This is a genomic window from Massilia phyllosphaerae (assembly GCF_034659755.1).
Lineage (GTDB): Bacteria > Pseudomonadota > Gammaproteobacteria > Burkholderiales > Burkholderiaceae_D > Telluria > Telluria phyllosphaerae.
The window spans coordinates 159,744-175,195 of record NZ_JAXSQX010000007.1; the positions used below are offsets into that span (position 1 = coordinate 159,744).

Below are 15,452 nucleotides of genomic sequence, written 5' to 3' on the forward strand. Positions count from 1 at the left end.
CCTAAGTTTTCAGGTCCTGCAAAGCCACGCTGGTCAAGTTGACTCCAGAGAAACTCTATCTCTTGTGGAAAACTTGGCCCCATTCTCTTACATGGCGCTTCGAAATTTTTCTCATCTAGATCCTAGCCATGCGGTTTCTAATTACTTTTAACACTATTAAGGTTGCACTCTTCACTACATCGGCTGTGGCACGACTGTCTGCTTCTGGCCGGGAGCAGACGGTCGTCCCAGCATAGCATGTTGTCAAGCCGAAAAATTTATCGGCTATTACGAATGTCTGTCACTATCGATATCCTGATTAATATGTCCCAAAAGCAACAAATTAGGCCAGAGAGGAAGATATCTCTTGGAGCAACGGTAATAGACGGTCTATGATGATTTTAAGCAACTTAATGTGGTTCCACTTAAGTAACTGATCGAACTTCGCCAGCTTAAGGTTTGAACATCACCTATCGGGTCCTTGTAATTACGTATAGACCTGGATCGTCTCTAAGACAAACATAACGCCGCGCTCATGGCGCGACCACCGAAATAAGAGAAATCAAATGCACCGTCATGCTTCGCTGAACCGGATCTTCCGTCTGGTCTGGAGTCACGTTCATCAAACTTGGGTCGTAGTCTCGGAGACCTCGCGCGGGCGCGGAAAGCGCGCCAGCAGGAAGCTGCTGCTCGCCACAGCGGCGCTGACGGCAGCGCACCTAGCACAGGCCGGGCCGACGGGCGGACAGGTCACGGCCGGCACGGGCGGTATCGACCAGGCGGGCAAGACCACGACTGTGACGCAGTCGAGCCAAAACCTGTCGCTTGTGTGGAAAAGCTTCAACACGGACGCGTCCGAAACCGTCAATTTCGTGCAGCCCTCAAGCAGCGCGATCGCGGTCAACCGCATCCTAGACACCAGCGGCACCCAATTCTTTGGGCATCTGAACGCCAACGGCCAGGTCTACCTGATCAATCCGAATGGCGTCCTGTTCGGCGCCGGATCGCAAATCAACGTTGGCGGCTTGGTCGCCTCGACGCTCGACGTCGACGACAACGCGCTGACCGGCGCGACGCGGCGTTTTGCGGGGAGCGGCACGGGCAGCATCGTCAACCGGGGCGACATCAACGCGGCCCAGGGCGGCTACGTAGCTTTCGTCGGCAACCGCGTTTCCAACGCCGGCGCCATTGCCGCCCCGGCCGGGGCCGTCGCCCTAAGCGCCGGCAGCGACATCACTCTGTCGTTCGCCGGTAACCAGCTTGTGAAGATGATGGTAACCCGGACCACGCTGGATAACCTGGCCGAGAATGGCGGCTTGATCCGCGCCGACGGCGGCGCAGTCGTCCTGAGCGCCGGCGCCAAGGACGCGGTATTGGCGAGCGTCGTCAACAACACCGGCATCATCGAAGCGCACAGCGCGCGCGCCGTGAACGGCACGATCGTCCTTGACGGCGGCGCCGCGAGCACGGTGAGCAACAGCGGCACCCTCGACGCGTCCGGTAAGGCGGCCGGATCGTCGGGCGGCACGGTCAAGGTGCTGGGCGATGCCGTCACGCTGGCGGCGCACGGCAGCATCGATGTGTCGGGCGACGTGGGCGGCGGCCTGGCTCTGGTCGGCGGCAATTTCGCCGGCGTGGGTTCTGAACGCAACGCCTCGGCCACGACGGTCGACACCGGCGCCGTGATTCGCGCCGACGCGGTCAGCGCGGGCGCGGGCGGACGCGTGGCAATCTGGTCGGACGGCGCTACCCGCTTTGACGGCCGCATCAGCGCCCGGGGCGGTGCCGCAGGTGGTAACGGCGGCAGCGTCGAGACGTCGGGCAAGCATTTGACCGTGGGTGGAAGTGCTCATGTGGACACGCTGGCGCCGCACGGCAAGGCGGGCGACTGGCTGCTCGATCCGGACGATTTCACAATTTACGCCGATGGCATCAGCTCGGGCGACATGAAGGATGTCGACGTGACAACCGCGCTGCAATCGTCCAGCCTGACGATTAAGACCGGTGCGCACACGACCTGCAACGCTGGCTTGGCCTGTACGGGACACAGCGGCAATGGCGATATCATCCTTGCTGACGGTGTGCTGGTGGGCGGATCCAACTGGACTAGCGGCACCACGCTCACCCTGAGCGCTTACCGCAACATCGAACTGCAGGGCCTCGCTAACCTCGATGCAGGTGCGGGCACGGGCAGTATGGTCCTGCGCGCGGACAATACGGGCACCGGCATCGGCACCGTCAGCCTGAATAATCAGTCGAATGTCTTCGGTAACAGCACCGGTACGGTCAAGATCTACTATAACCCGAGCAGCTATACCTCGCCCACTGATTACGCGGTGCTCACCGATGTTAACGGCGACCCACTGATCAGGATGCCCGACTCCAGTAAGTTGAGCACCTACATGTACGTCAACGTGGCCACGGTCATCGGCAACAAGACCTACGACGGCAACATCACGGCGACGATCACCTCGACTTCGGTGCCGCGCGGCGCGCCATCCGATGCCACTGTCGACACCAGCGGCGCCACCGCCACGTTCGCCGACAAAAACGTGGGCAGCGGCAAAACGGTCACGGTCACCGGCGTCACGCTGAGCGGCAGCGGCGCGTCCAAGTACGAACTTAACGGCCTGCAAGCCGGCACTGCCAACATCACCAAGCGCGACCTCGGCCTGTCCGGCATCGCGGCCAGCAACAAGACCTACGACAGCACTACGAACGTCACGATGACCGGCAGCGCCGTCGTCTCGCAGATCGCCGGCGATGTCGTGAGCGTGTCTGGCAGCGGCGTCGGCAGCACCTTTGCCGACAAGAACGCCGGCACCGGCAAGGCCGTTATCGTCACCGGCTACAGCCTGGCGGGGGCCGACGCCGGCAACTACAACCTCGTGGCACCCACCAACCTCACCGCCGACATCGCCAAGACAAGCCTGAATGTCATTGGCGTCACTGCCAACAGTCGGGATTACGACGGCACGACCAACGCCGCACTCGGCGGTACCGCTACCGTGGCGGCCCTGGGCAGCGATGTCGTGACCGTCACCGGTACGGGCAGCGCAACCTTCGCGGACAAGAACGCGGGCAGCGGCAAGGCCGTGACCGTGACGGGCTACGGCTTGAGCGGTGCGGACGCCGGCAATTACGACGTCGTGCAGCCGACCGGCCTCACGGCCACGATCAATAAGGCCGCCCTGAATATCGGCGGCGTGTCGGTCGCCGACAAGGTCTACGACGCCAATACGTCCGCGACCCTGACCGGCACCGCGGCCGTCACCGCCATCGCCGGCGACGACGTCAGCGTGACCGGCAGCGGCTCGGCCGTGTTCGTCGACAAGAACGTCGGCGTTAACAAGGCGGTGACGGTCAGCGGTTATACGCTGGGCGGCCTGGATGCCGGCAACTACACGCTGGCGCCGTCGGGTGGGCTCACGGCCAGCATCGGTAAGGCCGACCTCAGCCTGTCCGGCATCGCGGCCAGCAATAAGACCTACGACGGCACCACGAACGTCACGATGACCGGCAGCGCCAGCGTGTCGGCCCTCGGCAGCGACGCGGTCACCGTGTCCGGCAGCGGCATCGGCAGCACCTTCGCCGACAAGAATGCCGGCACCAGTAAGGCGGTCACGATCAGCGGCTACAGCCTGGCTGGTACGGATGCGGGCAACTACAATCTGGTCGTGCCGACCAACCTCACTGCCGATATCGCCAAGGCGAATCTCAGCGTCATCGGCGTCACCGCCGGCAATCGCGCCTATGACGGCACGACCAATGCGACTCTCGACGGTACCGCCGCAGTGGCGGCCTACGGCAGCGATGTCGTGACCGTAACCGGCACGGGTAGCGCAACCTTCGCCGACAAGAACGTCGGCAGGGGCAAGGCCGTCACCGTGACGGGCTACGGCTTGAGGGGCCTCGATGCCGGCAACTACGACGTCGTCCAGCCGACCGGCCTCACGGCAACCATCGACAAGGCCGGCCTGGTACTGTCCGGCCTGTCGGTCAGCGACAAGGTTTACGACGGCAGCACCGCCGCGACTCTCGACGGCACCGCCGCGGTGGCCGCCTACGGCAGCGATGTTGTGACCGTAACCGGCACGGGTAGCGCAACCTTCGCCGACAAGAACGCCGGCAGCAACAAGACCGTAAACGTCAGTGGTTACTCACTTGCCGGTGCGGACTCGGGCAACTACAAACTGCTGCAAGTGGGCGGCCTGAGCGCCAACATCGGCAAGGCCGATCTCACCGTCGCCGGCGTGTTCGCGAACAACAAGGTCTACGACGGTACCACGGCTGCGACGCTGTCCGGCACCGCGACCGTGACGCCATTCGGCGGCGACGCGGTGAGCCTGTCGGGCACCGCGACGGCCAGCTTCGTCAACAAGAACGCCGGCGAGGGCAAGGCGGTGACGGTGAGCGGCTATTCGCTGGGCGGCGCCGATGCCGGCAACTACAACCTCGTCCAGCCGGCCGGCCTGAACGCGGACATCGGCAAGGCCGACCTGGCCGTGACCGGCATCACCGCCAACAACAAGACCTACGACGGCACGACTGTCGCGACCCTGTCCGGCAACGCGACCGTGGGCGCATTCGGCGCCGACGCGGTCTCGGTCGCCGGCAGCGGCACGGCCAGCTTCGCCAACAAGAACGCCGGCAGCGGAAAGCTTGTCAGTGTCACCGGTTATGCACTGAGCGGGGCGGACGCCGGCAACTACGACGTCATGCAGCCGAGCGGCCTCACCGCCACCATCGACAAGGCCGGCCTCCAGCTGAGCGGCCTGTCGGTCGCCGACAAGGTCTACGACGGCACCAGCGCCGCGACCCTGTCCGGCAGTGCCAGCGTGACGCCTATCCGCGCCGACGAGGTGTCGCTCTCGGGCAGCGGCAGCGCCATCTTCGCTGACAAGAACGCCGGCAGCGGCAAGGCAGTTAACGTCAGCGGCTACTCGCTGAGCGGCGCGGATGCGGGCAACTATAGGCTGCTGCAGGTGGGCGGCTTGAGCGCCAACATTGGCAAGGCCGACCTGGCCGTGTCCGGCGTCACCGCCAATAACAAGGTCTACGACGGCACCGCCGCCGCTACCCTGTCCGGCAGCGCCACCGTGAACGTAATCGGCGGCGATAGCGTGACCGTTTCCGGTACTGGCACCGGCGCCTTCGCCGACAAGAATGCCGGCACCGGCAAAACCGTGACCGTCAGCGGCCTGACGCTGAGCGGCGCCGATGCAGGCAACTACAACATCGTCCAGCCTGCCGGCCTAAACGCGGACATTGGCAAGGCCTCCCTGGCCGTGACCGGCGTGACCGCCAACAACAAGACCTATGACGGCAGCACCGCCGCAACGCTGTCCGGCAACGCCACCGTGGCCGCATTCGGCAGTGACGCGGTCTCGGTCGGTGGCAGCGGCACGGCCAGCTTCGCCGACAAGAACGCCGGCAGCGGCAAGCTTGTCAGCGTCACCGGCTTTGCCCTGAGCGGGGCGGATGCCGGCAACTACAACGTCGTCCAGCCGAGCGGCCTCACCGCCAGCATCGACAAGGCCGGCCTGCAGCTGACCGGTTTGTCGGTCGGCGATAAGGCCTACGACGGCACCACCGCCGCGACCCTGTCCGGCAGCGCCAGCGTGACGCCTTTCGGCGCCGACGAGGTGTCGCTGTCGGGTACCGGCAGCGCTGTCTTCGCCGACAAGAACGCCGGCAGGGGCAAGGCCGTGAATGTCAGCGGTTACTCGCTGAGCGGCGCGGATGCGGGCAACTACAAGCTGCTGCAGGTGGGCGGCTTGCGCGCCGACATCGGCAAGGCCGATCTGGCCCTGTCCGGCGTGACCGCCAACAACAAGGTCTACGACGGCAGCACCGTCGCCACCCTGTCCGGCAGCGCTACCGTTGTTCCGATCAGCAACGACGCGGTGTCGATCAGCGGCGCCGGCATGGCCAGTTTCGCCGACAAGAACGCTGGCAGCGACAAGCTTGTCAGCGTCACCGGCTTCCTGCTTACCGGCGCGGACGCCGGCAACTACAACCTCGTCCAGCCGGCCGGCCTGAACGCCGACATCGGCAAGGCCAGCCTGGCCGTCTCGGGCGTGAGCGCGAACGGCAAAACCTACGACGGCACCACGGCGGCCACCTTGTCCGGCGTCGCCACCGCCGCCGCACTCGGCAATGACGTCGTCACGGTCGGCGGCGAGGGCAGCGCCAGCTTCGCCGACAAGAACGCCGGCAGCGGCAAGCTCGTCAGCGTCACCGGCTACACCCTGAGCGGCGCGGACGCGGGCAACTACAACGTGGTCCAACCTGCCGGCCTGAGCGCGAACATCGATAAGGCCGTTCTCAAAGTCGCGGGCGTGAGCGCGAACGGCAAGACCTACGACGGCAGCACCGCCGCCACCTTGTCCGGCACCGCCGCCGTGTCGGCCATCGCCGGCGATGTCGTCGTCCTGAACGGCAGCGGCAGCGCCAGCTTCGCCGACAAGAACGCCGGCAGCGGTAAGGCGGTGAGCGTCGGCGGCTACTCGCTGAGTGGCCTGGATGCCGGTAACTACACGCTGGTGCAGCCGACCGGGCTGGTCGCCGACATCGCCAGGGCCGTTCTCACGGTCGCGGGCGTGAGCGTGAACGGCAAGACCTACGACGGCAGCACCGCCGCCACCTTGTCCGGCACCGCCGCCGTGTCGGCCGTTGCCGGCGATGCCGTCGCCCTGAGCGGCAACGCCAGCGCCAGCTTCGCCGACAAGAACGTCGGCAGCGGCAAGCGCGTCGACGTGGGCGGCTACACGCTCACCGGCGCCGACGCCGGCAACTACAGCCTGGTGCAGCTGGGCGGCCTCACCGCCAGCATCACGCCGGCATCGATCACCGTCAGCGGCATCGGCGCCGCGGACAAGGCATTCGACGGCACCACGGCCGCCACGGTCAGCACCGCCGGCGCCGTATTCAACGGCAAAGTGGGCGGCGACGTGGTCACGGTCACGTCGACCGGCGCATTCGCCGATGGCGCGGCGGGCCTTGGCAAGATCGTCAAGCTGAGCAACGTATATGGCGGCGCCGACGTGGGCAACTATGCGATCGTCGACCAGGCCACGGCCCAGGCCAGCATCACGCAGAAGCCGCAGCAAATCGACAACGCGGTGGCGCAGGTGCAGTCCAGCGTGCTGGCCTCGCAAGCCTCGGCGCAGCCCGCTTCGCTGAATACCTCGTCGACCGTGCTGGTGTCGCGTACCGATGGCGACAGCCCGTCCAAGGACGAATCGAAGGGCGGGCCCGGCACCGGGGTAGTCAACACCGCGCTCGGCTTCGGCCCCGGCGCGCCCAAGCTCCAGATCCAGAATGGCGGCATGAACCTGCCGCCGCTGGCGACCAGCATCACTGAATGAACAACGCTATGAAACCCGTTTCCCGACTACGTTTTTTGTTGAAACCGCTCGCCGGCGCGCTGGCGCTCGTGTCCCTGAGCGCGCACGCCTACCAGTCTGGGGTGCCCAACTCGGGCACCATCCTGCAGCAGGTGCAGCCGGTGCCGTTACCGGCAACACAGCAGGGCAAGCCTGCGCTGCAGGTCCAGCCGCAACAGGCGGCGCCGGCGCCCGCCACGGCGCCGTTCGCGGTCAAGGAGATCCACATCGACGGCAATACGCAGTTCAGTACACCTGAGCTGCATGCGTTGGTGGCTGACCTGGAAGGCAGGATACTGACCCTGGCCCAGCTGGAGCAGGCTGCAGCGCGCATTACCGATTATTACCAGCGCAATGGCTTCCCGTTGAGCCGCGCGGTGATCCCGGCCCAGACTATCGCCGATGGCGCGGTGCGCATCCAGGTGCTGGAAGCGTGCTACGGCGCGGTGCGCTTGCAGAACGGCAGCCGCGTGAGCGACGCGCTGCTGAACGCGACCGCGTCGCCGCTGCAGAGCGGCCAGCCGATCGCCGACCGTGAGCTCGACCGCACGCTGCTGCTGCTGTCGGACATCCCCGGCATCGGCGTCAGCGCGGTGCTTAAACCGGGCGCCGACGTCGGCACCTCCGACCTCGACGTGGTGACCAGCCCGACCGCAGCCGCCGCCGCCAACGTCGCGCTGGACAATTACGGCAACCGCTACATCGGCCGCACGCGCCTGAGCGGCTCGGCCAAGGTGTTCAATCCGCTGCACCATGGCGACATCCTCGACCTCAGCGCGATCACCACCGGCGGCGACATGAACTACGCGCGTCTTGGTTACGACGTGCTGGTGGGCGGCGCCGGCACGCGCGTCGGCGCCGCGTACTCCTACGTGCGTTACAAGCTGGGCGGCGAATTCGGCACGCTCGGCGCCCAAGGTACCGCGGGCGTGGCCAGCGCCTGGATCAGGCAGCCCATCGTCCGCGCGAAGGAAGCGAACGTGTACGCCCAGCTTGAGTACGACGACAAGCGCTTGCGCGACCGCATCGACATCACCGATACCCGCACCTACCGCCGCCTCGGCGACTGGATCGCGACCCTGAACGGCGATCTGCGCGATGGCCTGCTGGGCGGCGGCCAGACCACGTGGAGCGTCGGCTGGACGCGCGGCCACAACCGCTTCGACGATGCGGCTGCCGAGAGTGCCGACGCCCTGGCGGCACGCACTCGTGGAAACTTCTCGAAGTGGAACGCCAACCTGTCACGCACGCAGAGCCTGGGGGCGCACGACCTGCTGGTTTTCAGCGCCGGCGCGCAGTGGGCCAACGCCAACCTGGATTCGGCCGAGAAGATCACAGTCGGCGGCCCGTTCACGGTACGCGCCTACGATGTCGGCGCCGTTTCCGGCGACACCGGCTACGTCGCCTCGGCCGAGCTGCGCCACGACCTGGGCGCTTTCGCGGCCGGCCGCTGGCAACTCTCGGCGTTCGTCGACGGTGCGCGCGTGAAGATCAACCGCCATCCGTGGATGCCATCGGAGAATACGGTGACGCTGTCGGGCGCCGGCTTTGGCCTGGCCTGGGCCGGCCCGGACGGCTGGCATGCGGACGTGGCCGTGTCGACGCAGATCGGCGGCGTGCCGGACGCGCTGCCGTCGCCCTCGTCGGTGCGCGGCTGGGCGATCGTCAGCAAGGGGTTTTGAGCGGCTGGACCTTGCATCTGACTCGAAAAGATGTCTTCGGGTTCGCCGGACGGCATTTAGAGCGAACCGTATGCAACGGGTTCGTGTGATGCAAGCTATGGCTCTTAATTAGCCTCTGATTCTTAAGGGTTAATACTGCCTCTAAAGCCGTTGTGAACTGGTGAGCAGCTTTCGCCAGCAGCATAGTCTTGCTTGAGGTAATTGGTTACCGTACCGACCCTGTGTAGCTTGGTTACTCGACCATATTATAGAAATGTCGACTTCTGCAGTGTATAAGCAGCTCAAACTCTAATAAATTTATGAAAAGTATCAAAAATGATGAAATTGATTAATCACACAGAATAATTTCCAATTAACAACTCAAATTGTTTTGGTGGCGCAACATTCGTGTGGCTCGGCTGCCTGGGTAAGTGCGCATCCAGTACCGAAGAAGTCATCCTGCCCCGAGTGGAATTTTTGGGGGCACTTTTGGGGGCATTGCCAGTAAAAGATGTTCGCTCTCAGAGTAAGGATGTGACTCCCACCGTCTCCGCCAGAACAAAGTCCTGAGCGGTTCAGGGAAATCAAAAAACCCGCTGTTCTCATAGAGACAGCGGGTTTTTTGTTGCCTAATACTGTCCAGCACAGTCCTTGTTGAGCCAGTGCTTTTCGGGGCTGTCCTCGCGCTGGTACTTAAGGGCAGCCAGTAATACCGTCATAGCTCTCTGGTGCAGGATCACATGGTAGGCATCTTGGTAGCGACATGACGGGGCGGTTCGCCGCAGCCTGTGTCCTTGCACTGGTGCCAGCCACGCTGTCCTGGCCCAGGCCCCAAAGGATGGCACCTGTTCAGGGAGTCGGCGGCATGCCTGGGGTGTAGCCGAATGATTCGACCGGGACGATAGTCGTCGCCTTGTGGAGGGGGACCGCCAAGTGCGCCAGCGGCAGCAGCGACGTGGATGTCACCGGCATGCAGTTGCCCGCACTGCCGGAGACGCAAATGCTGACCTGGACAAAACGGATGCAATTCGCTGCATTCGGGTTACGCATGCAAACCTGGCGGTTCTGCGCAGGGGAGCTGGGCAAGTCGCCTGTACCGATGTTGGCCAAGCTGAGTTCGTTGCTTGCGGGATCGCGCACGAGCGCGAGGTATTCGATGCTGACATTGGCATCCGATACCGGCGCTGCGAGCACGAGCTGGCCCGGTCCGGACCGGAAGATCGCATTTTGCTTCAGCTGCTTTATCGCAGTCGTCTCGCTTGGATAGACGTTGGCGGCTGCTGCAGCCGCGCGGCGTGTCACCTCCTGCAATGTGCCGAAAACGAACATCAACCGTGCAACCTCGATGATCCCGAATACGAAGGTGAAGAAAATGCCGGCCAGGAGTGCAAACTCGATGGCCGCCACGCCGGCCTGCCTCAAGATGCGCGGGTGACGCGCCGCCGGTGACGGTTTATTTGCCCACATAGCGCATCGTGACGTTGGCTTCGATAGGGATGCCATAAGGGCCCATGTACATGTTAAAAATGGTGTCCGTCAGGTGGAAGCTGAGGAAGACATTGACCGTGGTCGGGACCGAGCCCGTCGTAGAGCCGCAGACATGGGTATCGCACAGCACGTCGACACTCGAGATCGCTTCCCCCGGCGCAAGGTCGGCAACTTCCCGGCGCGCGATCTCCGCGGCGATCGACCTGGCGAATACTGTCAGCTTCTTGGATTTCATCTCGACTACGGAAACGGTCGACATGTAGCGCGCGGCATCCTGGGCCGCCTTTTGCGCGACCGTGTAGTGCCACATGTAGCGGGCATACAGGATAAGAGGCGCCATCACAACGAGCAGGATGGGCAAGACGAGAGCCAATTCGACTGCCGCGGCCCCCCGCTCGCGTGGACAAGCTTTTCGAATGATTCGGTTCATGGGTAAAGTTCCACGGGACCAGTAAGAAGCCGGTCAGGTATTGTCCCGGCAAATTCGGCAATCAAGGCATCCTTCGTGGCAGGAACGGTCATGAAGAACTTGCCGATACCTTTGACGGTTGCTGGCACGTTCGAACCGGACGGTACGGTCGTGCATGAGAGGAGAGGGACGTTGAGTACGCGTCTTTGCGACGTAATGAAATCCTTCCGGGCCAGGGCGGGGGACAGGATGGTCGCAGGATTGGTGACGCCGATAGGATTGTAGGGACTCACGCCTCCACTCTGGTAGCTTCCTGTCGCCGACAGGCCGCTGGCATACAGCTTGGCCCAGTCGCTACTCGAGAACGTGGCATAGCCGCTGCTCGGCTCCGACGCCGCATACTTGGCTGCCTTGGTATAGGCCCAAAGCGGACCATACGAGCCGGCCGTGACACCCGTAGCTGTGCTACCGGGAGGCGGAATGTCCGCCACTGTCTCCAGCTTGTTGCGTTCCGTAGTGGACATGGCGGCGCGGCTACCGGTCGAAGGGACCATCCACGGGGCACCGCCACTCTTGTCATATTGGTAGGCCATGACATTCGAGTCTGGCGGTGCGCTGTTCACGCTGCAGCGATCGCCCGTGTAGTCATCGAACCGCGAGTTCAGCTGGATGTGCAGTGACTCCAGCGGAGAGGTCGAAGACAGCGAGCTCACATGGATCGCCCCGCCTTTCAGGCCCGGCATCCACATGGACCCGGTGCACACGAAGGGACCTGCGACTTGTACGTCGAAAGAGCTACCGGACATGCCAGGTGCGCTAGCCGCGTCGACCAAGAAACGTGCGGGCGTGGTCGCCTTTGGATTCAAGCGCATGAGGTCGTAGCTGACGCCGCGCCGGAAGCCATACTCGACAAGCTCGGTGTCGGGCATCCCGGTGTTGGTGCGCGGAGTCGTCGCATCCTCCGACATCGCGCAGATCGCGATCGGAAGAACATTGATTGCCGACCTTCCGGCAACTGCAATGTCGTTGATATAGGGCGAGGGGGAGGTTCCCGAGGATAATGATGGAAATACCAGGCTTACCGACCTTATCTGTACGTCGAGCGCGGAGGTGTCCACCTTTGCAAAGTAATACCTTCCTGCGTCGTCTGCGCTGACAGAGGAACGCCAGTCGCCTGACCGTGCCGGTCCCGTACTGAAAGTGAGCGCCGCCTCCTGCCATGTGATGGAAATCCCATGGTTGTAGATGTATCCCTGCGCGGTTTCCCTGGCTTTGGTCTTTGCCGCAGCAATCCCATCAGTTGTCCCATTCAGCTCCTGTGCTGCAGCCAGGGCAACTGCCTTGGCCATCCCGCTGAGCTCGACCTTTCGGTTGTAGAGTGCTCCAGCATTCAGGGCAAGCCCGCATGCAGCGACGATGACGATCAACAATGGAGCGAGCATGATCGCAAACGCACCGTCCTCGCGCTGGTATTGCAGCCTAGCATTGGCAGATGTCGTCACAGTGGTGCTGCCGTTGGCCCCATTGAAAATGGTGGAAATTATCGGTCTCGATTTCATTTTTGAATTTCCGCATGCTCGGGCTGCTGCTTCGTGGATAAGGCGATTCTAGGGTACCGCTTCTGCTCTATGGTTGATTTAAGGCAACTTCACAGCTTGGTCGGGTCTATCAAGGTACTAATGTGCACGTAATAAGATCGTGAAAGGCGGTAACTATTTTTAGCGGTTGTCGTATTAGCCGTGCATATTGCGAGTTCATAGTTCGGAATATTGAATTTCTTTCTCGTTACAGGTGGAATTCTGGTTTCTACCATCCTTGCCAAGTGAAACACCAGACCTGTTACGGAAAACATCCATAGCACCCGGCAGGCAATGGGAATGACCAAGGATTCAGCGATCCGGTAATTGGGTACCAGCACTATTACAGAGCCGGACACGATTGCCATGAAGGGAATATGAGGCGATTTCACGCAAGTGGAAATTCGTGACCATGGGATCGTAATCATTCCAAAGCAAACAATAGCTAATGAGAAGGCTGATGAGGCCACAATGAATGTGGTTAAAACCCAAGCATGTAGCGGCGTTTGCCGATTATTGGAAAGATAACGAGTTTGCGGTCGGAACGATCAAGAACCTGATGACTTGCATGCGGCAGTAGGCCGAATACATTGGAAAGGAGAATGTCGTCAAGCGGACAAATCGCGAGTATGGAATCGATGATCGCATGTATGGCACGAATCTATCGAAAGCCAAGGTGTTGTCCCCGGAGCAGTTTGCACGACTGACCGATGGATACACGAAGGCACCCATAAGCTTGGCGATTGAATTTGGCCTCCGCAGGGAGGAGTCGATAAAAATACAGCCAGGCTCCCAGCAAGCCACATTCACATCGATGGCTGACATCACAGTCATCGGCGGCCTCGTTTTCGCAGCAATCGTCAATCTGGACATACCGCCCGAATGCACAGCAATGATCGCCTGGTACGAGCGTATGAAGCAACGTGAGAGCGTGGCGAGCCAACCAGCATTTTCTGGTCAAAATAACGCTTGATTCGATGTCATTGCGCATCGTCCACATGAGTTTGGACGATGCCGTCAGCGCGGCCGCGTCGATCGCCAGCTCGCGCCCACGCGGCATGATGGTGTCGATGGGCGCGTCGAATGGTCTGCCAGACCCGGTATCGAGCGTAGCAGGGGGATGCCGTGATCTTCATGAGACGTCGGTTTCAAGCCTGCGTTCGAACTATTCGATGTTCCGCTTACCTTGCGACGTGGCCGTGGACGGTCTCGAGCGGCGCATCATGGCACCACGAGAACTGCGCGTACGCTGTCATTCAAGGCGCTGCGGTTGATGTAGCCGATCAGCTCCGGATTGTCCGCGACCTGGTGCCGAACCGCCGCGTCGTCGATGGCTTCGCCTGGCGGCTGGCCACGGCCGGTGAATACCATTTTCGACCAATACGCCTTGAGCAGGGCAGGGGTTTTGCCCGTTACTCTCGAATAGAACGTGTCGCGCAGGGGCGAGCCCACCCGCTGGTCGAGCGGTACCGCTTCGCTACCGTCGGGAAAGCGCGCCGTCTGGCCAAGGAAGATCGCGGCCACCTGTTCCACGCGCAGCACGGAAACAGGGCTTTTTGCCGAGACGATCACCACCATGTCGGTAGCACCGGCTGTGACACTGAGTGTGGTCACGGCGATGAAGAACGTTATGCGGCCTATGTGGCTCATGCTGAATGGCATACGCATTCTAGTACACAAAATCTAGAGTGACACTGGTAACTCCGATCGCATGATCTGAAACGAAGCCCGGCGTCGCATGGATCAAGGTACCGACCGAGCCATGGCGAGGCGTTACGCGGTCGTATTGCAGTTTGAGCGCGATGTTTTCGTGCAGGTCCCAACGCAGGCCTGTGCTGATCGTCGACTGTTGCGGGATCGATGCGGAGAGTGTCGCGTTCAAGCCCGCATTCAGAGCGGCGGCCTGTTGCTGGTAGCCAGGCGGCAGCCCGCCGAGCGCGAGACCGTCAGCCTTGACCGGGCCGGTCGAAAGCACTTGCGAGTACGTGACATACGGTGTCAACGCGTGGATACGCAAGCCTGCGGTGACATAACCGCTGCGGGTCCGGCCGAGCAGCGACCTCGTATTGGTGCGACTGAGTTCGCCCATCAGAAACCACGCGCCAGGGTCATAGCTCGCGCCGATATTGGCGACGCTCACGGATTTGCGGTCGATCGCATACTCGGCGCTGATCGCTTTTCCTTGCGCGCCGAAGGCATCGAAGCCGGCGAACAGCGGGGCGCCGACGTCCAGTGTCAGTTCCGCCCCAACCAGGGTGGTATGGACCGTCAAAGCGCCCCAGTCGCTGGTATTGCTGATGCCGACGATACGCCTAACCTTGCCCTTGACCGGCGCAACCCGGGCCAGGCTGTCACGACCAAACAGGAACTGCGAGGCGTTATGGACCGGCCCCGTATTCCAGCGCAACGTCGCGTCGATGCCTTCGCTGCTGCTGATCGGCATGCTGCCATAGCTCTCGACCGGTGGCCGCACCCACGGATAGGTATAGCCGACCTGACGATAATCGGCGCACAGGAACACGGGCAAGGCAATGCGTCCAAAGCGCAACGCGAGCTCGGGTGTCGCCTGGAACTTGAGATTTGCCCACTCGACACGCGGACGATAATTGTTTTCCAAGTTCTGTTCGCTGACTACCTGCAGGACGGCCGACCAGCGTTTGTTAAAGGTCGCGTCGACCTGCGCGCCGAGACGGCTATCGACGTCGGAACTCCAGGGATTGGTCCTGCCGGCGCCACTGTGGCGTAGTGCGCTGGACGTGTAGTCGGCGTTATGGTCATTGGAGTGCGTCAGGCCGATCGTGCCATACCCGGACAAGGCCCAGGTGGGCTTGTCGTCGGCGCGCACCAGGCCCGTGGCGCCCACTCCCAATACAAGTAGCGTCATCAACAATCGTAAGTTCAGGCGGTGTCGCTGCATTATTTTTCTCAAGGGGTCGAGCCGGCGTGGGGA

At 62.4% G+C, this 15,452-nt stretch carries 8 protein-coding genes and 1 pseudogene; 4 read left to right on the forward strand and 5 right to left on the reverse strand.

Annotation, left to right across the window (positions count from 1 at the left end; translation table 11 throughout):
- Nucleotides 1–545: 545 nt before the first annotated feature.
- Both U1H99_RS24260 and U1H99_RS24265 read left to right on the forward strand, forming a co-directional pair.
- Nucleotides 546–7,349, forward strand: a complete 6,804-nt coding sequence (locus tag U1H99_RS24260; RefSeq protein WP_323144252.1) for a YDG domain-containing protein — start codon at nucleotides 546–548, stop codon at nucleotides 7,347–7,349.
- Between the two features lie 38 nt (nucleotides 7,350–7,387).
- The gene (locus U1H99_RS24265) at nucleotides 7,388–9,049 is read left to right on the forward strand and encodes a ShlB/FhaC/HecB family hemolysin secretion/activation protein (protein ID WP_323144253.1); all 1,662 of its coding nucleotides are present in this window, start codon (nucleotides 7,388–7,390) and stop codon (nucleotides 9,047–9,049) included.
- Nucleotides 9,050–9,877: 828 nt separating this feature from the next.
- Here U1H99_RS24265 and U1H99_RS24270 read toward each other — a convergent pair.
- Genes U1H99_RS24270 through U1H99_RS24280 form a run of 3 tightly spaced genes read right to left on the reverse strand, consistent with a single transcriptional unit; the run spans nucleotide 9,878 to nucleotide 12,484 of the window.
- The gene (locus tag U1H99_RS24270; RefSeq protein ID WP_323144254.1) at nucleotides 9,878–10,495 is read right to left on the reverse strand and encodes a TadE family protein; all 618 of its coding nucleotides are present in this window, start codon (nucleotides 10,493–10,495) and stop codon (nucleotides 9,878–9,880) included.
- The gene (locus U1H99_RS24275; RefSeq protein WP_323144255.1) at nucleotides 10,482–10,946 is read right to left on the reverse strand and encodes a TadE family protein; all 465 of its coding nucleotides are present in this window, start codon (nucleotides 10,944–10,946) and stop codon (nucleotides 10,482–10,484) included. The genes U1H99_RS24270 and U1H99_RS24275 overlap by 14 nt, the downstream gene beginning before the upstream one ends.
- Nucleotides 10,943–12,484 carry a pilus assembly protein TadE gene (locus U1H99_RS24280; RefSeq protein ID WP_323144256.1) on the reverse strand — a complete coding sequence of 514 codons (1,542 nt, stop codon included), beginning with the start codon at nucleotides 12,482–12,484 and terminating at the stop codon, nucleotides 10,943–10,945. Before U1H99_RS24280 ends, U1H99_RS24275 begins: the two co-directional genes overlap by 4 nt.
- Nucleotides 12,485–12,977: 493 nt before the next feature.
- Here U1H99_RS24280 and U1H99_RS30180 point away from each other — a divergent pair, with 493 nt between their 5' ends.
- Both U1H99_RS30180 and U1H99_RS30185 read left to right on the forward strand, forming a co-directional pair.
- Nucleotides 12,978–13,082: a phage integrase N-terminal domain-containing protein gene (locus U1H99_RS30180; RefSeq protein WP_375341644.1), complete on the forward strand. Its 105-nt coding sequence runs from the start codon at nucleotides 12,978–12,980 to the stop codon at nucleotides 13,080–13,082.
- A 231-nt stretch (nucleotides 13,083–13,313) separates the two neighbouring features.
- A pseudogene (locus tag U1H99_RS30185) lies at nucleotides 13,314–13,475 on the forward strand (glutathione S-transferase family protein); the annotation flags it as partial.
- Between the two features lie 248 nt (nucleotides 13,476–13,723).
- Here U1H99_RS30185 and U1H99_RS24290 read toward each other — a convergent pair.
- Both U1H99_RS24290 and U1H99_RS24295 read right to left on the reverse strand, forming a co-directional pair.
- On the reverse strand, nucleotides 13,724–14,164 hold the full coding sequence (locus tag U1H99_RS24290; protein ID WP_323144257.1) for a phosphate ABC transporter substrate-binding protein: 441 nt from the start codon (nucleotides 14,162–14,164) through the stop codon (nucleotides 13,724–13,726).
- A 7-nt stretch (nucleotides 14,165–14,171) separates the two neighbouring features.
- Nucleotides 14,172–15,419: a hypothetical protein gene (locus tag U1H99_RS24295; protein WP_323144258.1), complete on the reverse strand. Its 1,248-nt coding sequence runs from the start codon at nucleotides 15,417–15,419 to the stop codon at nucleotides 14,172–14,174.
- Nucleotides 15,420–15,452: the final 33 nt, after the last annotated feature.